The organism is Methylobacterium sp. NPDC080182 (assembly GCF_050281105.1).
Classification (GTDB): Bacteria; Pseudomonadota; Alphaproteobacteria; order Rhizobiales; family Beijerinckiaceae; genus Methylobacterium.
In genome coordinates this window covers 34,606-55,274 of sequence record NZ_JBNNWO010000018.1, presented here as the reverse complement: position 1 = coordinate 55,274, position 20,669 = coordinate 34,606, and the positions used below count along the sequence as shown (strand labels likewise).

Below are 20,669 nucleotides of genomic sequence, written 5' to 3'. Positions count from 1 at the left end.
GGAGAGCTGGCCGTTCGTCGACAAGGCGGACCCCTACAGCGTGGTTTAACGGAACATTAACCTACCTAGACGCGAACGGCTACGCACGCACCGGGGGCGATCTGCGGAGGAGCCGAAGTCTGTGGACGGTGGAGCGGGAGCGATGTGGAAGACGGTCTTCGAGGAGCTCGCGCCGGGCTTCGTGCCGGACGAGGCGGCCCTCGACCGTGCGGCGGAGGCGCTGGGCTTCGCCCTGCCGGCCTCCTACCGCGACTTTTGCCGGACCTGCGGCGTCGGCCTCGCGGGCGGGCAGTTCCGCGTCGCCGTGCCGGCACCGTTCGAGGCCTGCGATCTGGTGAGCCAGGCGGCCCTCATCGCCCACAGCGTCGGCGCCGCGGTCGCCATGCTGGAGGACGGGGCGGAGCCGCACCGCTTCGACGTCGAGGGCGGCGACGCCGGCGTCGTCGAGCGCGCCTGCTTCTTCGGCGCGGGCGAGGACGGCAGCTTCCTGTTCTGGGACGTCACCGGGACCGACGGCGAGTACGACGTCTGGCTGCTGGCGCCTGACCTGGAGACGGTGCGGTTCGGCGGCGAGAGCCTCGACGACTTCTTCACCCGGGTCACGGCGCCGTCCGCGGCCCTGGTCCTGGGACCGGGCTCGGAGCCCCTCCCCGCCCGGTTCGAGGGCGTCACCGAGGCCATTCTGGCGCGCGCCGCGCGGGCGGAACCATGAATTTCGACGCGATCCGCGCCTTCGCGGCCGAGTCTCGCGGCGGCGCCCGCCTGATCGGCATCGATCTCGGCACCAAGACGATCGGCCTCGCCCTGTCGGATCTCGGCCGCCAGATCGCGACGCCGCTGGAGACAATCCGCCGGGTGAAGTTCACCCCCGACGCGCAGCGGCTCGCCGCCCTGTGCCGGCAGCACGCGGTCGGCGGCCTCGTCGTCGGGCTGCCGCTCAACATGGACGGGAGCGAAGGGCCGCGGGTGCAGTCGACCCGCGCCTTCATGCGCAACCTCGCGCCGATCCTCCCCCTGCCCCACGTCTTCTTCGACGAACGCCTCTCGACCGCCGTGGTCACCCGCGCGCTGATCGAGGCCGACGCCTCGCGGGCGCGGCGCGGCGAACTCGTGGACAAGCTCGCCGCCGCCTACATCCTCCAGGGCTGCCTCGACGTCATGCGCAACCTCGCGGACGCCGATGCGGACGACGATCCCGAAGAGGACTCCCTCAGCGGCTGACCAGCGAGACGGTGCCGCTGCCGTGGCGCTCGATCCGTCCGTCGAGCTCCAGTTCCAGCAGCACGCTCTGCACGGTCCGGGCACCGACCCCGGCGCTCCGCGCCAGCTCATCGGTGCCGACCGGGCTCGGGCCGAGCAGGGCCACGATCCGCGCCCGGTCGTCCTCGGCCTCGGGCGGCTCGTCGCGCGCGGGATTGTCGGCGGACGCGCCGTCGGCTCGCTCCGGTCCCGGGTCGAGAGCCGCGTCGAGCGCGATCTCGTCCCAGAAATCCGGCTGCTCGGCCAGGTCCGGCCGCCCGCGCGCCGGGGCTGCCTCGGCGTCCGGGCCGCGCTCGATAACGGGTCCCAGCACCTCCAGCACGTGGTCCACCTCGGAGACCAGGGTGGCGCCCTGGCGGATCAGGTCGTTGGTGCCCTCGGCGCGCGGGTCAAGCGGCGAGCCGGGAACCGCGAAGACCTCCCGGTTCTGCTCCAGGGCGTAGCGCGCCGTGATCAGCGAGCCGGAGCGGCGGGCGGCCTCCACCACCACCGTCCCGTAGGAAAGCCCAGAGATGATCCGGTTGCGCCTCGGGAAGTCCCGCCCCCGGGGCTCCCAGCCCATCGGCATCTCCGCGAGGACCGCGCCGCCCTCCGCCAGGATGGCCTCGACCAGGGTCGCGTGGCTCGCCGGGTAGATCCGGTCCTGGCCGCCGGCCATGACGGCGATCGTGCCGGTCCGGAGGCTCGCGCTGTGGGCGCGCGCGTCGATGCCGCGGGCGAGGCCCGAGACCACCGTGAGGCCTGCCTCGCCGAGCCCGCGGGCGAGCCGCTCCGTGAAGGCGAGCCCCGCCGACGATGCGTTCCGCGAGCCGACGAGGGCGGCGGCCGGCCGGTTGAGGATCGGTGCGCCGCGCAAGGCCAGAAGCGGAGGCGCCGCGTCGACCTGTGTGAGGAGCCGCGGGTATTCCGCCTCGCCGGTGGCGATCAGCCGGCCGCCGAGGCGGGTCAGGGCCGCCAGCTCGGCCTCGGCCTCAGCGCGGGTTGGTGGCACGATCCGCCGCCCCTGGCGGCCGGTGAGCTCCGGCAGGGCGTCAAGGGCGGCGGCCGCGCCGCCGAAACGGTTCACGAGCCTCCGGAAGGTGCGGGGGCCGACGCCCTCGGTCCGGATCAGCCGCAGCCAGTCGAGCCGCTGGGCCTCGGTGAGCTGCATCCACCACCCCCACACCTGCCCGAAGGTCGGCGCGGCGCGCCGGCACTCAGCCCTTCTGGCCGATGCGCCCCTCGGTGCCGGACGCGAGTCGGCGGATGTTGGGCGCGTGCTTCCACCATAGCAGCAGGCCGAGGAGCAGGAACAGCAACGCCTGCGTCGGGGCACCCAGCGCCCAGAGGACGAGGGGTGTGGCCGCGGAGGCGGCGAGCGCCGCCAGCGACGAGTACTTGAGCGCGAAGGCGAGACCGAGCCAGATCGCCGCGAACGCCGCGAGGGCGGGCGGGCTGAAGGCGAGGAGCACCCCGATGAAGGTCGCGACGCCCTTGCCGCCCTTGAAGCCCAGCCAGACCGGGAAGAGGTGGCCGAGGAAGGCGCCGAGCCCGGCCGCGAGCGCCGGGCCCTCGCCCAACTGCCGGGCGATCAGGACGGCCGCCGTGCCCTTGAGGGCGTCGCCCAGGAGCGTCGCCGCGGCGAGGCCCTTGCGGCCGGTGCGGAGCACGTTGGTGGCGCCGATATTGCCGGAGCCGATCGCCCGCACGTCGCCGAGGCCGGCGAACTTCGTGAGGATCAGCCCGAACGGGATCGAGCCCAGGGCGTAGCCGAGGGCGAGGCCGCCGAGGGCGGCCGGGGTCGCGAGATCGGGGGGCATCATGCGGCGGCCGCGAGGTCGTCGACCGCGTGGACGATCCGGCCACCGACCAGCGTCAGCACCGCCGCGCCCTGGAGGCGCGCCTCGTCGAAGGGGGAGTTCTTGGAGCGCGACTTCAGCCGGCGCTTGTCGAGGACGTAGGGGAGATCGGGATCGATCAGCACGAGGTCGGCGGGGGCGCCGACCGCCAGCCGGCCGGCCTCGCGACCGAGGATGCGCGCCGGATTCACGGTGAGCGCGGCGACGAGCTTGGGCAGCGCGAGGTCGCCGGTGTGGACGAGACGCATGGCGGCGCCGAACAGCGTCTCGATGCCCAGCGCCCCGTCCGCCGCCTCGGCGAAGGGCAGGCGCTTGGTCTCCACGTCCTGCGGGTTGTGGTCGGACACGATCACGTCGATCACGCCCTCGTCGAGGGCGCGCACCACCGCCTGACGGTCGGTCTCGTGGCGCAGGGGCGGCGAGAGCCGGCAGAAGGTGCGGTAATGGCCGATGTCGTTCTCATTGAGGACGAGGTTGTTCACCGAGACGCCGCAGGTCACCGGCAGGCCGTCCTGCTTGGCGCGGCGGACGATCTCCACCGAATCGGCGCAGGAGATCATCGCCGCGTGGTAGCGGGCGCCGGTCAGCCGCACGAGGCGGATGTCGCGCTCCAGCATCACGGTCTCGGCCTCGCGGGGGATGCCCATGAGCCCGAGGCGCGAGGCGAGCTCGCCCTCGTTCATGACGCCCTCGGCGACGAGGGCGGATTCCTCCACGTGCTGCACGATCAGCGCGTCGAAATCCCGGGCGTAGGTCAGGGCGCGACGCAGAACCTGGGCATTCGCCACGGCTCTGAGCCCGTCGGTGAACGCGACTGCGCCGGCCTCCTTGAGCAGGCCGAACTCGGTCATCTCCCGGCCGGCCAAGCCCTTGGTGATGGCGGCCGCCGGCAGGACGTTGACGCTCGCCGTGTCGCGGGCGCGGCGGAGCACGAAGTCGACGATGGCCGGCTCGTCGATCACCGGATTGGTGTCGGGCATGCAGACGAGCGTCGTAACGCCGCCCGCGGCCGCCGCGGCACTCGCCGAGGCCAGGGTCTCGCGGTGCTCGGCCCCCGGCTCGCCCACGAAGGCGCGCATGTCGATCAGCCCGGGGGTCAGCACGCGGCCGGCGCAGTCGACGCGCTTCGCGTCGGTTGGTGCGCCCGGCGCCGCGCCGGCGGCGATATCGGCGATGCGGCCGTCCCTCACCAGCACCGCGCCGGCGGTCTGGCGACCGGTCACGGGATCGAGGAGGTCGGCGTTCGCTAGAAGGTAGCTGCTCACTGGGGCGCCCTCGAGGAAGAGGCCGGGACGTCGAGGCGCATGGCGAGGCCGGCCGCCGCCATGTGCGCCTTCGCCTCGGCGACGCTCGCCTGACCGAAATGAAAGATGGAGGCCGCCAGGACGGCGCTGGCGCCGCCCTCGGCCACGCCGGCCACGAGGTCGTCGAGGCCGCCGACGCCGCCCGAGGCGATCACCGGCACGGTTACGGCATCGCTGATCGCCCGCGTCAGGGCGAGATCGTAGCCGGAGCGCGTCCCGTCCTTGTCCATGGATGTGACGAGCAGCTCGCCGGCGCCCTTCTCGGCCACCAGCCGCGCGAAGGCCACGGCGTCGATCCCGGTCGGGTCGCGGCCGCCATGGGTGAAGATCTCCCAGGCGGCCGGCGTGCCGGGGGGCGAGACGCGCTTGGCGTCGATCGCCACCACGATGCACTGCGCGCCGAACTTCTCGGCGGCCCGGGCCACGAGGTCGGGATCCTTCACCGCGGCGGTGTTGATCGCGACCTTGTCGGCGCCGGCGAGCAGCAGCGCGCGCACGTCCTCGACGGTGCGCACGCCGCCGCCGACGGTCAGCGGCATGAAGCAGGCCTCGGCGGTCCGGCTGACGATGTCGAGCAGGGTGCCGCGGGCCTCGCGGCTCGCGGTGATGTCGAGGAAGCACAGTTCGTCGGCGCCGGCCTCGTCGTAGACCTTCGCGGCCTCGACGGGATCGCCGGCGTCGCGCAGGCCCTCGAAGCGCACGCCCTTCACGACGCGCCCGTCCTTCACGTCGAGGCAGGGGATGATGCGGGTCTTCAGCACGGGCGGCGTCTCATGTCGCGAGCCTCTGGATATCACGCCGCCGGGCCGCGCGCCGCAGCGATCGCCGCCAGGGCCGCCTCCGGATCGATGCGGCCGTCGTAGAGTGCCCGGCCGGTGATCGCGCCCGCGATCAGGGCGCAGTCGGGCTGCAGCAGCCGGTGGACGTCGTCGATCGAGGCGAGGCCGCCCGAGGCGATCACCGGGATGCGGACGGCCTGGGCGAGCGCCAGGGTCATCTCGACGTTGAGGCCCTTCAGGATCCCGTCGCGGGCAATGTCGGTGTAGATGATCGCCGCGACGCCCGCGTCCTCGAACCGGCGCCCCAGCTCCTCCGCGGTCATGCTGGAGGTCTGGGCCCAGCCCTCGACGGCGACGCGGCCGTCCTTGGCGTCGATCCCGACCGCGATCTTCCCGGGATACTTGCGGGCCGCCTCCCGGACGAAGCCGGAATCGCGCACCGCCGCGGTGCCGATGATCGCGCGGGCGACGCCCTTGCTCAGCCACCCCTCCAGGGTCTTCATCTCGCGGATCCCGCCGCCGAGCTGGACCGGGATCGTCACCCGCGCGAGGATCGCGTCGACGGCCTCGGCGTTCCGCGGGGCGCCCGCGAAGGCGCCGTCGAGATCGACGACGTGGAGCCAGGAGAAGCCCTGCGCCTCGAAGATCGCGGCCTGCGCGGCCGGATCGTCGCCGAAGACCTTGGCCTGCGCCATGTCCCCCTGGATGAGGCGAACGCAACGCCCCTCTTTCAGGTCGATCGCCGGGTACAGGATCACGGGCGCTTCCGTCCTTCTTGCCTGGGCCGAACGGCGCTCACGGGCGCCAGTTCAGGAAGTTGGCGATGAGCGCGAGGCCCAGCCGCTGGCTCTTCTCGGGGTGGAACTGCGTGCCGGCGACGTTGCCGCGGGCGACGAGGGCGGTGACCGGGCCGCCGTACTCGGCGCGCGCGACGACGTCGTCCGGACGCTCCGCCTGCAGCGCGTAGCTGTGCACGAAGTAGGCGTGCAGCCCGTCCTCGCCGGTGGGAATGCCGCCGAGCAGCGGGTGGTCGCGCTCGGTCCGCAGGGTGTTCCAGCCCATGTGGGGAACCTTGAGGGCCGGATCCGACGGCCGGATCGGACCGACGTCGCCGGGAATCCAGCCGAGCCCCGGCGTGGTCGTGTACTCGAGCCCGCGGCTCGCCAGGAGCTGCATCCCCACGCAGATGCCGAGGAACGGGCGGCCCGCCCCGTGGGCGACCCGCGTCATCGCCTCGACCATGCCGGGGACGGCATCGAGCCCGCGGCGGCAATCCGCGAAGGCGCCGACGCCGGGCAGCACGACGCGGTCGGCCGCGGCCACCACCTCCGGGTCCGAGGTCAGGCAGATCCGCGCGTCGCGCCCGCTCTCGCGGGCGGCGCGCTCGAAGGCCTTGGCGGCGGAGTGGAGGTTGCCCGACCCGTAATCGATGATCGCGACGGTCTCGGTGGTCATGCGCGTCTCGCCCGGGAACTCACCGGGCGCCTTCCTGGGCAGGGAACAGCCCGATCACCGGCTCGGCCCGCCGGCTGGGGCCGCTCGGGAACGGGGCCCTGGGGGCGCTCGGGATCGCCTCGATCCAGCGGTTCAGCGCCCGGGCCTCGGCCTCCTCGGGCGTCGCGGCGACCACCGCGTCGCGCGCCGGCCAGCCGCGCCGCGCCAGGGTCCAGCGGCGCAGGCTGGAGGCCTCGAGGCCGATCAGCCAGGCGGCCAGCAGGGTGACGATCAGGCCGGCACCGGCCGGGAGCCCGAGGGCGATGCCGGCAGCGGCCAGCGCCACGAGGCCGACGAGGACGAGCAGGGCGGCGAGCCAGAGGCGGTGGAACAGGAACCACAGCACCGTGAAGGCGAAGGCCGGCCAGGAGAAGCCGTCACGTACCAGGAGAGCCCGGTCGAGCCCGACCGTCTCGCCGGGCCGCGCATCGGCCGGCAGGTGGAGCGTGTAGCTGCGCATCCGCATCGCGAAACTCCGACAGCGCGCGCCGCGACGGCCGTGTGGCCGATCCGGGCGCCCGACGACAACGGGTCTACAGGGAGCCCTTGGTTGAGGGAACGCGCCCCTCCTCCCGCGGATCGATCGCCACGGCCTTCCGCAAGGCGCGGGCCAGCCCCTTGTAGCAGCTCTCCGCGATGTGGTGGGCGTTGTCGCCGTAGAGGGTCTCTACGTGGAGCGTCAGGCCGGCATTCATCGCGAAGGCCTGGAACCACTCGCGCACCAGCTCGGTGTCGAACTGTCCGATCTTCTCCACGCGGAACGTCGTGCGGAACACCAGGAAGGGCCGGCCGGAGATGTCGACGCAGACCCGGGTCAGCGCCTCGTCCATCGGCAGGTGGATGTCGGCGTAGCGCGTGACCCCGCGCTTGTCGCCGAGCGCCTTGGCGAAGGCCTGCCCCAGGGCGATGCCGCAATCCTCGGCCGAGTGGTGCTGGTCGATGTGCAGGTCGCCGTCGACCTTCACGTCCAGGTCGAACAGGGCGTGCCGCGCCAGCAGATCCAGCATATGGTCGAGGAAGCCGATGCCGGTGGCGATCTTCGACCGCCCGGTCCCGTCGAGATTGACGGTGACCGCGATATCGGTCTCCGCGGTCTTCCGGCTGATGGAGGCGCTGCGCATTTCGGTCTGGACTTCGCGTCGGGGGCGGCCCGGGCCGCCCGCGCCTTCTAGAGGGACTCGTCGCCGAATGGAAAGGCCGGCCGGCTAGCCGTTGAGAACCCGCCCCGCGACGGCGTCGAGCTTGGCGAGCAGCGCCGGATCCCGGACGGCGGGAGCCGTCATGATCGCGCCGTCCAGGGCCCGGTGCGAACCCGCCGGGCACGGCTCCCGCTCGGTTGGGAAATCGCGGGCGAGACGGGCGACGAGCCGCGCCGCCTTGTCGGCGTTGGCCCGGGCGACGGCGATCACCGCGGCGACGTCGACGGCGTCGTGGCCCGGGTGCCAGCAATCGTAGTCGGTCACCATCGCGATGGTCGCGTAGGTGATCTCCGCCTCGCGGGCGAGCTTGGCCTCGGGCATGTTGGTCATGCCGATCACGTCGAAGCCCTGGGCCTTGTAGGCGCGGGATTCGGCCAGCGACGAGAATTGCGGCCCCTCCATGCACACGTACGTGCCGCCGCGATGGACCGCGATGTCCTCGGCCTTAGCGGCCTGGGCGATCCGCGCCTGCAGGCCGGGGCCCACCGGATGGGCGAGGGAGACGTGGGCGACGCAGCCGTCGCCGAAGAACGACGAGGCCCGGCCGTGGGTGCGGTCGACGAACTGGTCGACGAGCACGAAGAGGCCCGGCGGCAGGTCCTCGCGGAAGGAGCCGCAGGCCGAGAGGGCGACGAGGTCGGTGACCCCGGCCCGTTTCAGGGCGTCGATATTGGCGCGGTAGTTGATGCCCGACGGCGAGAGCCGGTGCCCCCGCCCGTGGCGCGCCAGGAACACGACCTTGGTGTCGCCGATGCGCCCGATCCGCAGGGCGTCCGAGGGCTCGCCCCAGGGCGACGCCACGCGCTCCTCGCGCACGTCCTCGAGACCCGGCAGGTCGTAGACGCCGGACCCACCCATGACACCCAGTACCGCTGCGCTCATGCCGGACTCCCTCAACGCGCGACGCCTCGGCAGCGCGGCCTATCCCACCCGGCACCTCGTCCTCGGGTGCCGGAGCCATGCGTAGGCCTCGACGGAGACCTCCGGACGCCGCTCTGATCCCTGAAGCCCTCCTGCGAGGCCCGCTGACGCGGTCACCTCAGGATGAGGTGGTGCAGGGGGCGGGCAGTCGCGGGAGGCGGACCGTCGCGGCGGGCGAGCGGTAGCATGGAGCGCCGGCCGAAAAAAAGATGGGCCTCCGCGAGGGAGGCCCATCCGAACTGCGAACCGATCCGGCCCGCCTCAGTAGGTCTTGTGCAGCTCCGGCTGGAGGCCGTGCACCTCGCCACCGACATCCGCCCAGATCTTCTTCTTCACGTAGTAGAGCAGACCCGACAGCACGATCAGGAACAGGATCACCCGGAAGCCCAGGGCCTTGCGATCCATCATGTGCGGCTCGGCCGCCCACATCAGGAAGGCCGAGACATCCTTGCCGTACTGGTCCAGCGTCTCGGGCACGACCGGCTGGCCCTGATCGTTCTTGGGGTAGGAGACCTGCCCGTCGGTGATCGGCGGCGGCATCGCGATGATGTGGCCCGGATAGTACTTGTTGTAGTGGCCGCCCTCCGGCAGCGCGAAGTCCTTCGGCGGATCCTGGTAGCCGTTGATCAGGGCGTGGATGTAGTCCGGCCCCTGCTCCGAGTAGCCGACGAGCGGCAGCCAGTCGGTCAGGAAGTAGAGCGAGCCGCGGGAGAAGGTCCGCGCCTTGGCGATGACCGAGAAGTCCGGCGGGGCCTTGCCGCCGTTGGCCGCGGCCGCAGCCTGATCGTTCGGGAAGGGCGGCGGGAAGGTGTCGGCCGGGCGGCCCGGCCGCTCGAACATGTCGCCGGCGTCGTTCGGCCCGTCCTTCACCTGGTAGGTCGCGGCCAGCGCCTTGACCTGCCCGGCGGAGAAGTGCGGCCCGCCCTCCTGCGCGAGGTTGCGGAAGGAGACCAGCTTCATCGAGTGGCAGGCGGAGCAGACCTCCTTGTAGACCTGGAAGCCGCGCTGCAGCTGCGCGGTGTCGAAGCGGCCGAACACGCCGGCGAAGCTCCAGTTTACGCGGGCCGGGATCGGCCCGCCATGCCCTTCCTGGGCGGAGACCGGCACGGCGCCGATCAGCAGGGCCGCCAGGGCGGCCGCGGCGGTCGTCGAGAGGACGCGGGTCATCATCATGGTCCTGTCGTCAGCCCGTCAGCCTTTGGTGGTCGGAGCGGCGGCGGCGCCCGCCGGCATGCCGGATCCGGTCACCTGCTTGCCCGGTCCGGTCACGCTCTCGAGGATCGAGCCCGGCAACTTCTTCGGCGTCTCGAACAGGCCGCAGAGCGGCATGACGATCAGGAAGTGCGCGAAGTAGTAGGCGGTGCAGACCTGGGCGGCGAGCACGTAGCCGCCCTCCGGGGGCTGCGAGCCGAGCCAGCCGAGGAGGAGGGTCGCGCCGATGAACACCCAGAAGAACTGGCGGTAGATCGGCCGGTAGTTGCACGACCGGATCCGCGACGTGTCGAGCCACGGCGCGAACGCCAGGATGATCACCGCCGAGAACATCAGGATGACGCCGCCGAGCTTGCTCGGGACCGCGCGCAGGATCGCGTAGAACGGCAGGAAGTACCATTCCGGCACGATGTGCGCGGGCGTCACCGCCGGGTTCGCCTGGATGTAGTTGTCGGCGTGGCCGAGATAGTTCGGCTGGTAGAACAGGAACCACGCGAACAGGATCATGAACACGCAGGTCGCGAACACGTCCTTGACCGTCGCGTAGGGCGTGAACGGCACCGCGTCCTTGCCCGACTTGATCGGGATGCCGGCCGGGTTGTTCTGCCCGGTGACGTGCAGGGCCCAGACGTGCAGCACGACCACGCCGGCAATCATCCACGGCAGCAGGTAGTGCAGCGAGAAGAAGCGGTTCACGGTCGGGTTGCCCACCGAGTAGCCGCCCCACAGCAGGGTCTGAATCGTGTCGCCGACCACCGGGATCGCCGCCAGGATGTTGGTGATGACGGTCGCGCCCCAGAAGCTCATCTGGCCCCACGGCAGCGTGTAGCCGAGGAAGGCGGTCGCCATCATCAGGAGGTAGATGACGACGCCTAGGATGTAGAGCACCTCGCGCGGCGCCTTGTAAGACCCGTAATAGAGGGCGCGGAACATGTGGACGTAGACGGCGACGAAGAACATCGAGGCGCCGTTGGCGTGCGCGTAGCGCAGCAGCCAGCCGTAGTTCACGTCGCGCATGATCTTCTCGACGGAGGTGAAGGCACCTGTCGCCGAGGGCTCGTAGTGCATCGCCAGCCAGATGCCGGTGACGATCTGGATTCCCAGGAAGGCGGCGAGGATCGCCCCGAAGGTCCAGAAATAGTTGAGGTTCCGCGGAACCGGGTAGGCGATGAAGGACGAGTGCACCAGCCCGGCGATGGGCAGGCGCGCCTCGAACCATTTGGCCACGCGGCTCTTCGGGACGTAGGTGCTGGCTGTTCCGCTCATGCTTCCGTCCTCCTCAGGCCGCTTCCTTGCCGCCTTCGCCGATCCGGATCTTGGTATCGGTCTGGAAGGCGTAGGGCGGGATCGGCAGGTTGATGGGCGCCGGTCCGTGGCGCACGCGACCCACCGCGTCGAATTGCGAGCCGTGACACGGGCAGGCCCAGCCCTCGAAATTGCCCTGGTGGCCGATCGGCACGCAGCCGAGATGCGTGCAGTTGCCGTAGACCACCAGCCACTGGTCGTGGCCGCTCTTGACCCGCGTCGGGAAGGCGGCCGGGTCGATCATCGCCGAGAGCGGGACCGCCTTCATGTCGGTCACTTCCTTGGCGGTCAGCTTGCGCACGAAGATCAGCTTGCCGCGCCAGAAGACGTTGATGATCTGGCCGTCCTGGATCGGCGTCAGGTCGACCTCGATCGGCGCGCCGGCGGCGATCGTTTCGGCGTCGGGCGCCATGGAGGAGATCAGCGGCCAGACGACGGCCCCCGCCCCGACCGCCAACCCGGCGCCCGTCGCCAGGAACAGAAAGTCACGGCGGCTGCCCTCATGACCAGAGACCGCGGCAGCGGCGGCTGATGTGTTCGCCAAGGTTCGGAACTCCATGCGTCGGCGTCAGGGCCGCAGGTGCCCTCGTCCCGGCTCGTCCCGGGAACAAAGCATTATGGTTCTAATCTGAGCAATGAGACCGTCTGCCGCCCCCGAGTCAAGCCGCAGTGTGCGGCGCGGCGATAAGGTCGCCCCTCGATCGTAGCGGTATGTTGCCGGCAATCTCGCTCCTCCGACGCTCACGCGACGGCGCTGTCGTATCGGGCCGTCCCGTCGTCGAGAAAACCGCCCGACTGCCGCGACCACAGCCCGGCATAGACGCCGGCGGCGGCGACCAGTTCGGCGTGAGTCCCCTCCTCGATGATCCGGCCGCGGTCGATCACGACCAGCCGGTCGAGGGCCGCGATCGTCGACAGGCGGTGCGCGATGGCCAGCACGGTCTTGCCGGCCATCAGCGTGTCGAGGGATTCCTGGATCGCCGCCTCGACCTGGCTGTCGAGCGCCGAGGTCGCCTCGTCGAGAATCAGGATCGGCGCGTCCTTCAGCATGACGCGGGCGATGGCGATGCGCTGGCGCTGGCCGCCAGACAGCTTGACGCCGCGCTCGCCGACCTGGGCATCGTAGGCGCGCCGGCCCTTGTGGTCGACGAGATCGGCGATGAACGTGTCCGCGTGGGCGAGCCGCGCGGCCCGCTCGATCTCCGCCTGGGTGGCGCCGGGGCGGCCGTAGGCGATGTTGTCGCGGATGGAGCGGTGCAGCAGGGAGGTGTCCTGGCTGACCATCGCGATGGCCTCGCGCAGGGATTGTTGCGTCACCGTCGCGATGTCCTGGCCGTCCACCAGAATCCGCCCGCTCTCCACGTCGTAGAGCCGCAGGAGCAGGCCCGCCAGGGTCGACTTGCCGGCGCCGCTGACGCCGACCAGCCCGACCTTCTCGCCCGGACGGATCGTCAGGGAGAAATCCTCGATGACGGTGGCGTCGCCACGCCCGTAGTGGAAGCCGACCTCCTCGAACCGGATCTCGCCGCCGGTGACGGCGAGCGTCCGCGCGTCCGGCGCGTCGACGAGGGCGTGCGGCCGGGCCATCGTCTGCATGCTCTCCTGGACCACGCCGACATTCTCGAAGACGCCGCGCACGGTCTGCATGACCCAGCCCGACATGGCGATGAGCCTGAGGACCAGGGCGAGCCCCGCCGACGCCTCGCCGGTCGTCATGCCGCCGTCGCGCCACAGCACGAGGCAGGCCGCGCCGGTAGCGATCAGGAGCCCGCTGTTGAGCAGGCCGAGGAGGCTCGTCGTCAGGGTGACCAGCCGGAACTGGTGGAGATAGGCGGCGGTGTGGACTTCCACGGCGTCCTGCACCGCGGCCCGCTCCTCGCGGTCGCGGGCGAAGAGCTTCACCGTCAGAATGTTGGTGTAGCTGTCGACGATGCGGCCGATTAGCGTCGAGCGGGTGTCGGCGGTCTTGTGCGAGCGCGCGCGGGCCCGGGGCACGAACCACGCGGTCAGGGCCGCGTAGGCGGCGATCCAGAGCAGCACCGGGACGGCGAGCCACGGCGAGATCGCGCTGAACAGCCCGACCGCGGTGATCGCGTAGATCGCCACGTACAGGAGGGTGTCGATGAAGACGACGGCGAGTTCCCGCACCGCCGGGCCCACCTGGACGACGCGGTTGGCGAGCCGTCCCGAGAAGTCGCCCTGGAAATACGAGAGCGCGTGCCCGAGGGTGTAGAGATGCGCCCGCCAGCGGATCTGGCTGGTCGATTGCGGCACGACCAGCTGGTTGGACAGCACCTCGTGGGCCCAGATCGACAGCGGTCGCACCACGGCGATCAGCAGGACCACCAGCCCGAGCTCGACCGCGTGGTCCGACAGCACCGTCGCCCGGTCGGCCGAGCCGAGCAGGTCGATGAACCAGCGCATCACGAGGTAGAGGGAGGCCTCGACCGTGCCGGCGATCACCGCGATGACGAACAGCGCCGCCAGGGTGGCGCGGATCGGGCGCAGGTAGAACCAAGCGAAGCCGAGCACCGACCGCGGCGGCATCCGCGCCTCGTCGAAGGGCGCGAAGGGGTCGACGCGGCGTTCAAGCCAATCGAGGAACATGTTGATGGGGGCGTGACGCGGCGGGAGCCCCTCATGTAAGCGCCTCCCGCCGCGCGCCAACCGCGCGGCGTGGTCGCGCCGCCCGGCCTCAGCGGTTCAGGGCGAGGGCCGCGCCGGACTTGGTGAGGGCGCCTTCCAGACCGCCGCCGCCCTGACGCAGCCGCGCCGCCACCGAGCCGCCCGGCTGGTAGAGGTAGACCTCGCCGTCGCGGAAGTCCCAGGCCGAGACCCGCGCGAGATCCTTGTTGGCGCAGCCCGAGGCCGTCGCCCGGTAGAGGTCGAGGGCCGGGGTGCTCGAGAGCGTGACCTTGCAGTTCGCACCGGTCGCGTCCCGCGCATCCCAGCTTCCGACCACCGACGAGCGGCCGCCCGTAGCGACCGGCGGCGGCGGCGCCGGCGGGGCGACCGGCTCGGAGATCACGGTGGGGCCGCCGGCGGGCGGCGCGGCCGCCTGGGCACCGGGCGGGGGCGGCGCGTCGGGGCTCGCCGCGACGCCGGGCGGCGGCGCCAGCGGGGCCGCCGTCACCGTGCCCGACGGCATGGCCGGCACCGTTTCCAGGGACGCCTGAGGCGACGGCCCCCGGGTGCGCGGCCCGTCGAGGCGGCTAGAGGCGCAGGCGCCGAGGCTGGCGGCCAGACAGAGAACGGCGAACGTCGACAGGCTCGGGCGCAGCATCGGTCCACTTCGGGTCAGGATTCACGGCGCGGAGGCGCTTCGATCCTGACTCCGTGGCAATTGCGCTGTCCGCAAGGCAGCCCTCTCAGCCCGGGCCAACTCTGCTGCGGAGAGCCGGCCTTTTCGGCCGGGTGTGGCCCTCAGGCCTCAACACCCGACTCGACTGCGCGATCAGAGCGTGCGCTCGACCATCATCTTCTTGATCTCGGCGATGGCCTTCGCCGGGTTCAGGCTCTTCGGGCACGTGTTGGCGCAGTTCATGATCGTGTGGCAGCGGTACAGCCGGAACGGGTCGTGCAGCCCGTCGAGGCGGTGGCCCGTGTTCTCGTCGCGCGAGTCGATCAGCCAGCGATAGGCCTGCAGCAGGGCCGCCGGGCCGAGGAACTTGTCGCCGTTCCACCAGTAGCTCGGGCACGACGTGGTGCAGCACGCGCACAGGATGCACTCGTAGAGGCCGTCGAGGCGGGAGCGGTCCTCCGGCGTCTGGCGCCACTCCTTCTCGGGCGCAGGCGTCTCGGTCTGGAGCCAGGGCTCGATGGCGGCGTGCTGGGCGTAGAAATTCGTCAGGTCCGGCACGAGATCCTTGAGGACCGGCATGTGCGGCAGCGGGTAGATCCGGATCGCACCGTCCTTGTCCTTGCGGGTCATCACCGGCAGGGCGTTGTCGGGGCTCTTGCACTCGTCGATGCCCATCGTGCAGGCGAGCGCGTTCTGCCCCTCGATGTTCATCGCGCAGGAGCCGCAGATGCCCTCGCGGCAGGAGCGGCGGAAGACCAGCGTCGAGTCGACCTTGTTCTTGATCCACAGCAGTGCGTCGAGGACCATCGGGCCGCAATCCTCGCGGTCGACCTGATAGGTGTCGATCCGCGGGTTGGCCCCGTCATCCGGGTTCCAGCGGTAGATCTTGAAGGTCTGCAGGTTCCTGGCGCCGGGCGGGGCCGGCCAGGACTTGCCCTGGGTGATCTGGGAATTCTTCGGAAGGTTGAACTGAGCCATGGTTCTCGACGGCTTCCGCTGGAGCAGGACGCGGCGGCCGGAGGGGTGAGGCCCCGCCGCCGCAGTCGTTGTGCAGAGTTGCAGATCAGTACACGCGCGCCTTGGGCTCGATGTACTGAATCTCGTTGGACATCGTGTAAGTGTGGACCGGGCGGTAATCGATGACCACTTGGTGCTGGCCCTCGTCGAGCCAGGACAGCGTGTGCTTCATCCAGTCCTTGTCGTCGCGGTCCGGGAAGTCCTCGCGCGCGTGGGCGCCGCGGGATTCCGTGCGGTTGGCGGCCGATTCCATCGTCACCACCGCCTGGCCGATCAGGTTGTCGAACTCCAGAGTCTCCAGGAGGTCGGTGTTCCAGACCAGCGACCGGTCGGTGATCTTCACGTCGGCGGCGGCGTTCCAGACCTTGTGGATCAGGCCCTTGCCCTCCTCCAGCACCTCGCCGGTGCGGAACACGGCGCAGTTGTTCTGCATCGTCTTCTGCATCTCGGCACGGAGTTCGGCGGTCGGCGTCGAGCCGTTGGCGTAGCGGAACCGGTCGAGGCGCTCGAGGGCCTTGTCGGTCGCGCCCTTGGGCAGTTCCATGGCCCGGCCGTTCGGCTCGACGATCTCGGCGCAGCGCTTGCCGGCGGCGCGGCCGAAGACCACGAGGTCGATCAGCGAGTTCGAGCCGAGGCGATTGGCGCCGTGGACGGAGACGCAGGCCGCCTCGCCGATCGCCATCAGCCCCGGGACCACCGTGTCGGGGTTGCCGTCGCGCAGCGTCAGCACCTCGCCGTGATAGTTCGTGGGGATGCCGCCCATGTTGTAGTGGACGGTCGGGATGACCGGGATCGGCTCCTTGGTCACGTCGACGCCCGCGAAGATCCGCGCGGATTCCGAGATGCCCGGCAGGCGCTCGTGCAGGATCTTCGGGTCCAGGTGGTCGAGGTGCAGGTAGATGTGGTCCTTGTTCTTGCCGACCCCGCGGCCGTCGCGGATCTCCATGGTCATAGAGCGCGAGACCACGTCACGCGAGGCGAGGTCCTTCGCCGACGGAGCGTAGCGCTCCATGAAGCGCTCGCCCTCGGAATTGGTGAGGTAGCCGCCCTCGCCGCGGGAGCCTTCGGTGATCAGGCAGCCCGCGCCGTAGATGCCGGTCGGGTGAAACTGCACGAACTCCATGTCCTGCAGCGGCAGGCCGGCGCGCAGCACCATGGCGTTGCCGTCGCCCGTGCAGGTATGGGCGGAGGTCGCCGAGAAGTAGGCGCGGCCGTAGCCGCCGGTCGCCAGGATGGTCATCTGGGCGCGGAAGCGGTGGATCTCGCCAGTGGCCTGATCGAGGGCGATGACGCCGCGGCAGCGGCCCTCGTCGTCCATGATCAGGTCCAGGGCGAAGTACTCGATGAAGAAATCGGTCTGGTTCTTCACCGCCTGCCCGTAGAGGGTGTGCAGCATCGCGTGGCCGGTCCGGTCGGCCGCCGCGCAGGTGCGCTGGGCGGTGCCCTTGCCGTAATCGGTCGTCATGCCGCCGAACGGGCGCTGGTAGATCTTGCCCTCCTCCGTGCGGGAGAACGGTACGCCCCAGTGCTCCAGCTCGTAGACGGCGGCGGGCGCGTTGCGCACAAGGTACTCGATGGCGTCCTGGTCGCCGAGCCAGTCCGATCCCTTCACGGTGTCATACATGTGCCAGCGCCAGTCGTCCGGGCCCATGTTGCCCAGCGAGGCCGAGATGCCGCCCTGCGCCGCCACCGTGTGGGAGCGCGTCGGGAACACCTTGGTGATGCAGGCGGTGCGCAGGCCCGCTTCCGAGCAGCCCACCGTGGCGCGCAGTCCCGCGCCGCCCGCGCCGACGATCACGACGTCGAAGGCGTGATCGTGGATGGTGTAGGCAGGCCCGCTGCCGTTTGTGCCGTTGGCGGCCATGTTCGGCTCCTCGAGATCGATGTTGGCGGGGTCAGGCCGGCTGTCCGAAGCCGATGCGCAGGACCGCGTAGAGGCAGGCGACGGCCACGACGACCGCGTAGGCGTTATTGGCGAACACCGCCGCGATCTTCGTCGCCGGCGCGTGCACGTAGTCCTCGATGATCACCTGCATGCCGAGGCGCATGTGGACCGTGACCGACAGCAGCGCCAGGATCAGGAGGATCGAGACCAAGGGGGTCGCGACGAGGAGCCGCGCCTCCGCGTAGCCGCGGCCCGCCATCTTGGCGATGATCACCACGAAGCTCAGCATCAACACGACGTTGGCGACGGCGGTCAGCCGCTGCAGCCACCAGTGGCCGGCGCCGTGATGGGAGACGCCGAGACCGCGCACGCGGGCGCGCGGGGTGCGGATCGAGACGCGCGTGTCCTGCCGGACCTCTTCCTTAGCCATATCGGCCTCCTCAGCGGACCAGAAGGGCGACCGCCCAGATGACGAGGGTCAGGGCCACCGAGCCGATCAGCGTCAGCCGGGCCATCGAGAGACGCTTCTCCCGGTCGAACCCGACGCCGGTGTCCCAGATCAGGTGCCGGATGCCGCCGAGCATGTGGTGCATCAGGATCCAGGTGTAGACGAACAGGATCAGGCGCCCGAAGATCGAGCCGAAGAACCCCGCCACGTAAGAGTAGCCGACCGGCCCGGAAGCCAGAGCCACGAGCCAGATCGCGACGAGCGCAGTCCCGCCGTAGAGCGCGGTGCCGGTGATGCGGTGGAACACCGACATCGCCATCGTCCAGGTCCAGCGATAGATCTGGAGATGCGGCGACATGGGCTGAGCCACTGTCGGGCGGGCGGTGGGTGCCATCGTGTTGAAGCCTCGCAGCTGCGAACTGGACCGTCTTTAATCTGGTAGCGCTAGAGCCTGAGCGGGCAACCCGCAATCCGTCATGGTGCGGCGCAATGTGCCCTCTGGGGCGACACTTTGCCGATTCTGTCACTTCAGCTGTCCGAGGAGGCGCCACCACGCGTAGTCGAGCGGCGCCGCCACGAGGAGCGACAGGAAACCGAAGCTCAGGGTGAGCCGCGTCGCGTCCCGGAGACGGACCCGCCCGAGCTCGCTGGCGAACACGATCGGGGGCGCCTGATAGGGGAAGAACAGGGTCGAGTAGCCGATCACCTGCAGCGAGACGACCGCGAAGGGTGACAGGCCGCTCGCCTCCGACATCTCGCCCGCGAGCGCCGTGTACAGGGCCGGGGCGCCGTTGGCGGTGACGAGGAGGGTCAGCACCGTGGCGACCCCGGTGAGCACCGCGAAGTTCTGCGTCGGCGCGTCGCGCGCCAGGGGCGCGACGGTCAGCAGGAGATGGCCGAGGCGCTCGCCGAGCCCGGTCTCGTTGACGAGGGCGACGAGGCCGAGCAGCGCCGCGATGTAGAAGCAGGTCCGCAGGTTCACCTGTTGGAACGCCTCCGGCGGCAGGACCCCGATCCGCGGCAGCAGGCAGACGACCGCGGCGGCGAGGCCGACCCAGGCGGGGGCAAGGCCGTGGAGGCTGTCGGTCATCCAGAGGATCAGCGTGCAGGCGAGGATCACCGCAAGGCGCCGCTCGGGCGCGGACAGCGGGGGAAGGTCCGGCAGGGCCGGAGCGGCGGAGCCGAGGTTGTCCGGGAACAGCCGGACGATGAGGCCGACGAGCAGCACGCCCTTCAACAGCGCCAGGACCGGGGCATGCAGAACGAAGTAAGAGAGGTACGACAGGTGCAGGCCGAGCAGGTGCTCGGCCGAGCCGGCCATCACGAGGTTCGGGACGTTGGCGGGCAGGATCGCCGCAGAGAGGATCGGGGTGGCGAGGCCGACGGCCAGGACCGCACCCGTCCGCCCCGGGCGCCCGGCCGCGAGGCCGAAGGCGTCGCAGAGTGCGAGGGTGACGGGGATCATCAGGGCAATGCGGCCCAGATTCGACGGCATGACGAAGGCGATGAGGAAGCTCAGCGTCACCAGCCCAGCGATGAAGCGGCCGTAGGAGCCGGAGAGCCGCAGGGCGAGGGTGCGCGCCATCCGGGCGCCCAGGCCGGTCCGGGTCATGCCCTGCCCCACTACCATGCCGGACAGGACCAGCCAGAACGCGGAGGACGAGAAGCCCGAGAACACCGTCGCGGCCGAGCCGAGACGCAGCAGCATCGCCAGTCCGAAGAAGGCGAGTGCCGTGACGATCTCGGGCAGCAGCGCGGTCGCCCACAGGCCCATGCACAGCACGAGCAGCCCCGCCGTCGCCGCAACCAGTCCCTCGCCGCTCACCGCGATCGTCCCCGCACCACGCTACGCCGGAAGCGGCATCCTCATCGGATTGGAACCGTTCGCAATTCGGGACTTGTTGAGCGAGCCTTCGCCTGCAGCGAAGGCTGTGGATCCGGTGGGCCGATCTGGCCCAGGGGTCCTCACGACATTGCCCGACCGAAGGCCGGCCGGGCGTCGCGCGGTTTCGAGGATGCGCCGCGGGGACCCGCGCCGCCTGACTCAGTAGCCGTAGCCGTAGTAGCCGTTGCAGGCAGCCGGGTCGTAGGCGCCGTAGCCGTAAGTGTAGGCGCAATTGTCGTAACCGTAGTCGAGACCGCCCAGGCCGTAACCGACGCCGAGGCCGAGCCCGAGGCCGGCGAGTCCGTAGCCGACGCCGCGTCCGTAGCGGTGGCCGTAATAGCCGCGGTTGACGAAGCCGCGACCGGCGATCCCGCGGTTCCCGACCCCGCCGAACCGGCCGGCCTGGTTATATCCGCCGGCCCGCAGGCCGCCGGTCCGGACGCCGCCGACGCCGGCCACGCCGAGCCCGGCCCCGCGGAAGCCGCCGCCCAGTCCGCCGACCCGCGCCCCGCCGACGCCGTTCTGGAAGGCGCCGCCGCCGAAGCCGCCATTCCGGAACGCTCCGCCGCCGACACTGCCGCCGCGTGAGCCGCCGCCGAAACCGCCACCGTGGAAACCGCCCCCGCCGAATCCGCCGCCGTGGAAGCCACCGCCGCCGAAGCCGCGGGCATCGGCGACGGTCGGCGCGAACGCGACGGTCGCCAGGAGGGCGGTGGAGACGAGTGCGATACGAGTCATGGGAAAGCTCAGCCTGATGTGTGGTGCTTTAACCACTCAACCCGGCTCTAAGGCGGCTGTATCCAAGCTTGAGTATGACCGAT

The 20,669-nt window shown here is 70.8% G+C and carries 22 protein-coding genes; 2 read left to right on the top strand and 20 right to left on the bottom strand.

The genetic code is table 11. The features are described from left to right. Positions 1-142: 142 nt before the first annotated feature. Both ACQKQD_RS27195 and ruvX read left to right on the top strand, forming a co-directional pair. Entirely contained in the window at positions 143-712 is a 570-nt protein-coding gene (locus ACQKQD_RS27195) for an SMI1/KNR4 family protein (RefSeq protein WP_427510097.1), read from the top strand. After that, a complete protein-coding gene (gene ruvX, locus ACQKQD_RS27190) occupies positions 709-1,221 on the top strand; it encodes a Holliday junction resolvase RuvX (RefSeq protein WP_020091786.1) in 513 nt (170 codons plus the stop codon). Before ACQKQD_RS27195 ends, ruvX begins: the two co-directional genes overlap by 4 nt. On the opposite strand, the gene dprA is transcribed toward ruvX, so the two are convergent. The 20 genes from dprA to ACQKQD_RS27090 form a co-directional block, all read right to left on the bottom strand. After that, a complete protein-coding gene (gene dprA / locus ACQKQD_RS27185; RefSeq protein WP_427510096.1) occupies positions 1,211-2,410 on the bottom strand; it encodes a DNA-processing protein DprA in 1,200 nt (399 codons plus the stop codon). The two genes, ruvX and dprA, sit on opposite strands and share 11 nt — an antisense overlap. 46 nt (positions 2,411-2,456) lie before the next feature. Next, positions 2,457-3,059, bottom strand: a complete 603-nt coding sequence (gene plsY / locus ACQKQD_RS27180; protein WP_244534981.1) for a glycerol-3-phosphate 1-O-acyltransferase PlsY — start codon at positions 3,057-3,059, stop codon at positions 2,457-2,459. Further along, complete coding sequence (locus ACQKQD_RS27175; RefSeq protein WP_427510095.1) at positions 3,059-4,363, bottom strand: dihydroorotase; 1,305 nt, start codon at positions 4,361-4,363, stop codon at positions 3,059-3,061. The genes plsY and ACQKQD_RS27175 overlap by 1 nt, the downstream gene beginning before the upstream one ends. Further along, positions 4,360-5,163 carry an imidazole glycerol phosphate synthase subunit HisF gene (gene hisF, locus ACQKQD_RS27170; protein WP_427510094.1) on the bottom strand — a complete coding sequence of 268 codons (804 nt, stop codon included), beginning with the start codon at positions 5,161-5,163 and terminating at the stop codon, positions 4,360-4,362. The genes ACQKQD_RS27175 and hisF overlap by 4 nt, the downstream gene beginning before the upstream one ends. A 32-nt stretch (positions 5,164-5,195) precedes the next feature. Beyond that, the gene (gene hisA, locus ACQKQD_RS27165) at positions 5,196-5,939 is read right to left on the bottom strand and encodes a 1-(5-phosphoribosyl)-5-[(5-phosphoribosylamino)methylideneamino]imidazole-4-carboxamide isomerase (RefSeq protein ID WP_427510093.1); all 744 of its coding nucleotides are present in this window, start codon (positions 5,937-5,939) and stop codon (positions 5,196-5,198) included. A gap of 37 nt (positions 5,940-5,976) precedes the next feature. Beyond that, entirely contained in the window at positions 5,977-6,636 is a 660-nt protein-coding gene (gene hisH, locus ACQKQD_RS27160; protein ID WP_056521252.1) for an imidazole glycerol phosphate synthase subunit HisH, read from the bottom strand. A 19-nt stretch (positions 6,637-6,655) separates the two neighbouring features. After that, positions 6,656-7,135 carry a DUF2628 domain-containing protein gene (locus tag ACQKQD_RS27155; RefSeq protein WP_419511807.1) on the bottom strand — a complete coding sequence of 160 codons (480 nt, stop codon included), beginning with the start codon at positions 7,133-7,135 and terminating at the stop codon, positions 6,656-6,658. 73 nt (positions 7,136-7,208) lie between these two features. Then, positions 7,209-7,796 carry an imidazoleglycerol-phosphate dehydratase HisB gene (gene hisB / locus ACQKQD_RS27150; protein WP_020091778.1) on the bottom strand — a complete coding sequence of 196 codons (588 nt, stop codon included), beginning with the start codon at positions 7,794-7,796 and terminating at the stop codon, positions 7,209-7,211. Between the two features lie 84 nt (positions 7,797-7,880). Beyond that, the gene (locus tag ACQKQD_RS27145; protein ID WP_427510092.1) at positions 7,881-8,756 is read right to left on the bottom strand and encodes an S-methyl-5'-thioadenosine phosphorylase; all 876 of its coding nucleotides are present in this window, start codon (positions 8,754-8,756) and stop codon (positions 7,881-7,883) included. Positions 8,757-9,056: 300 nt separating this feature from the next. Next, positions 9,057-9,968 (bottom strand): cytochrome c1, encoded by a 912-nt coding sequence (locus ACQKQD_RS27140; protein WP_056521259.1) that lies wholly within the window; start codon positions 9,966-9,968, stop codon positions 9,057-9,059. Between the two features lie 18 nt (positions 9,969-9,986). Next, the gene (locus ACQKQD_RS27135) at positions 9,987-11,273 is read right to left on the bottom strand and encodes a cytochrome b (RefSeq protein WP_020091775.1); all 1,287 of its coding nucleotides are present in this window, start codon (positions 11,271-11,273) and stop codon (positions 9,987-9,989) included. A 13-nt stretch (positions 11,274-11,286) separates the two neighbouring features. After that, on the bottom strand, positions 11,287-11,871 hold the full coding sequence (petA, locus tag ACQKQD_RS27130; protein WP_081636448.1) for a ubiquinol-cytochrome c reductase iron-sulfur subunit: 585 nt from the start codon (positions 11,869-11,871) through the stop codon (positions 11,287-11,289). Between the two features lie 182 nt (positions 11,872-12,053). After that, positions 12,054-13,919 (bottom strand): ABC transporter ATP-binding protein, encoded by a 1,866-nt coding sequence (locus ACQKQD_RS27125; protein WP_427510091.1) that lies wholly within the window; start codon positions 13,917-13,919, stop codon positions 12,054-12,056. Positions 13,920-14,007: 88 nt separating this feature from the next. Then, positions 14,008-14,595 (bottom strand): protease inhibitor Inh/omp19 family protein, encoded by a 588-nt coding sequence (locus tag ACQKQD_RS27120; protein ID WP_427510090.1) that lies wholly within the window; start codon positions 14,593-14,595, stop codon positions 14,008-14,010. A 171-nt stretch (positions 14,596-14,766) separates the two neighbouring features. Beyond that, the gene (locus ACQKQD_RS27115) at positions 14,767-15,591 is read right to left on the bottom strand and encodes a succinate dehydrogenase iron-sulfur subunit (protein ID WP_024831121.1); all 825 of its coding nucleotides are present in this window, start codon (positions 15,589-15,591) and stop codon (positions 14,767-14,769) included. An 85-nt stretch (positions 15,592-15,676) separates the two neighbouring features. Then, positions 15,677-17,494 carry a succinate dehydrogenase flavoprotein subunit gene (gene sdhA / locus ACQKQD_RS27110; protein ID WP_056521268.1) on the bottom strand — a complete coding sequence of 606 codons (1,818 nt, stop codon included), beginning with the start codon at positions 17,492-17,494 and terminating at the stop codon, positions 15,677-15,679. Between the two features lie 31 nt (positions 17,495-17,525). Beyond that, positions 17,526-17,945 (bottom strand): succinate dehydrogenase, hydrophobic membrane anchor protein, encoded by a 420-nt coding sequence (gene sdhD, locus ACQKQD_RS27105; RefSeq protein WP_266285010.1) that lies wholly within the window; start codon positions 17,943-17,945, stop codon positions 17,526-17,528. A gap of 10 nt (positions 17,946-17,955) precedes the next feature. Next, positions 17,956-18,357 (bottom strand): succinate dehydrogenase, cytochrome b556 subunit, encoded by a 402-nt coding sequence (gene sdhC / locus ACQKQD_RS27100; protein WP_331291974.1) that lies wholly within the window; start codon positions 18,355-18,357, stop codon positions 17,956-17,958. 129 nt (positions 18,358-18,486) lie between these two features. Beyond that, complete coding sequence (locus tag ACQKQD_RS27095; RefSeq protein ID WP_427510124.1) at positions 18,487-19,737, bottom strand: SLC13 family permease; 1,251 nt, start codon at positions 19,735-19,737, stop codon at positions 18,487-18,489. Between the two features lie 270 nt (positions 19,738-20,007). Continuing rightward, positions 20,008-20,586 (bottom strand): hypothetical protein, encoded by a 579-nt coding sequence (locus ACQKQD_RS27090; protein WP_427510089.1) that lies wholly within the window; start codon positions 20,584-20,586, stop codon positions 20,008-20,010. Between the last annotated feature and the right edge of the window lie 83 nt (positions 20,587-20,669).

What these genes read in the sequence shown, in the direction of transcription:
- ACQKQD_RS27145 (WP_427510092.1), bottom strand. Translation starts at nt 8,756, where the DNA reads ATGAGCGCAGCGGTACTGGGTGTCATGGGTGGGTCCGGCGTCTACGAC.
- hisB (WP_020091778.1), bottom strand. Translation starts at nt 7,796, where the DNA reads ATGCGCAGCGCCTCCATCAGCCGGAAGACCGCGGAGACCGATATCGCG.
- ACQKQD_RS27195 (WP_427510097.1), top strand. Translation starts at nt 143, where the DNA reads ATGTGGAAGACGGTCTTCGAGGAGCTCGCGCCGGGCTTCGTGCCGGAC.
- ACQKQD_RS27135 (WP_020091775.1), bottom strand. Translation starts at nt 11,273, where the DNA reads ATGAGCGGAACAGCCAGCACCTACGTCCCGAAGAGCCGCGTGGCCAAA.
- plsY (WP_244534981.1), bottom strand. Translation starts at nt 3,059, where the DNA reads ATGCCCCCCGATCTCGCGACCCCGGCCGCCCTCGGCGGCCTCGCCCTC.
- ACQKQD_RS27095 (WP_427510124.1), bottom strand. Translation starts at nt 19,737, where the DNA reads ATGGGCCTGTGGGCGACCGCGCTGCTGCCCGAGATCGTCACGGCACTC.
- ACQKQD_RS27120 (WP_427510090.1), bottom strand. Translation starts at nt 14,595, where the DNA reads ATGCTGCGCCCGAGCCTGTCGACGTTCGCCGTTCTCTGTCTGGCCGCC.
- ACQKQD_RS27125 (WP_427510091.1), bottom strand. Translation starts at nt 13,919, where the DNA reads ATGTTCCTCGATTGGCTTGAACGCCGCGTCGACCCCTTCGCGCCCTTC.
- ACQKQD_RS27090 (WP_427510089.1), bottom strand. Translation starts at nt 20,586, where the DNA reads ATGACTCGTATCGCACTCGTCTCCACCGCCCTCCTGGCGACCGTCGCG.
- petA (WP_081636448.1), bottom strand. Translation starts at nt 11,871, where the DNA reads ATGGAGTTCCGAACCTTGGCGAACACATCAGCCGCCGCTGCCGCGGTC.
- sdhC (WP_331291974.1), bottom strand. Translation starts at nt 18,357, where the DNA reads ATGGCACCCACCGCCCGCCCGACAGTGGCTCAGCCCATGTCGCCGCAT.
- hisH (WP_056521252.1), bottom strand. Translation starts at nt 6,636, where the DNA reads ATGACCACCGAGACCGTCGCGATCATCGATTACGGGTCGGGCAACCTC.
- ACQKQD_RS27155 (WP_419511807.1), bottom strand. Translation starts at nt 7,135, where the DNA reads ATGCGCAGCTACACGCTCCACCTGCCGGCCGATGCGCGGCCCGGCGAG.
- ACQKQD_RS27140 (WP_056521259.1), bottom strand. Translation starts at nt 9,968, where the DNA reads ATGATGATGACCCGCGTCCTCTCGACGACCGCCGCGGCCGCCCTGGCG.
- ACQKQD_RS27115 (WP_024831121.1), bottom strand. Translation starts at nt 15,591, where the DNA reads ATGGCTCAGTTCAACCTTCCGAAGAATTCCCAGATCACCCAGGGCAAG.
- ruvX (WP_020091786.1), top strand. Translation starts at nt 709, where the DNA reads ATGAATTTCGACGCGATCCGCGCCTTCGCGGCCGAGTCTCGCGGCGGC.
- sdhD (WP_266285010.1), bottom strand. Translation starts at nt 17,945, where the DNA reads ATGGCTAAGGAAGAGGTCCGGCAGGACACGCGCGTCTCGATCCGCACC.
- sdhA (WP_056521268.1), bottom strand. Translation starts at nt 17,494, where the DNA reads ATGGCCGCCAACGGCACAAACGGCAGCGGGCCTGCCTACACCATCCAC.
- dprA (WP_427510096.1), bottom strand. Translation starts at nt 2,410, where the DNA reads ATGCAGCTCACCGAGGCCCAGCGGCTCGACTGGCTGCGGCTGATCCGG.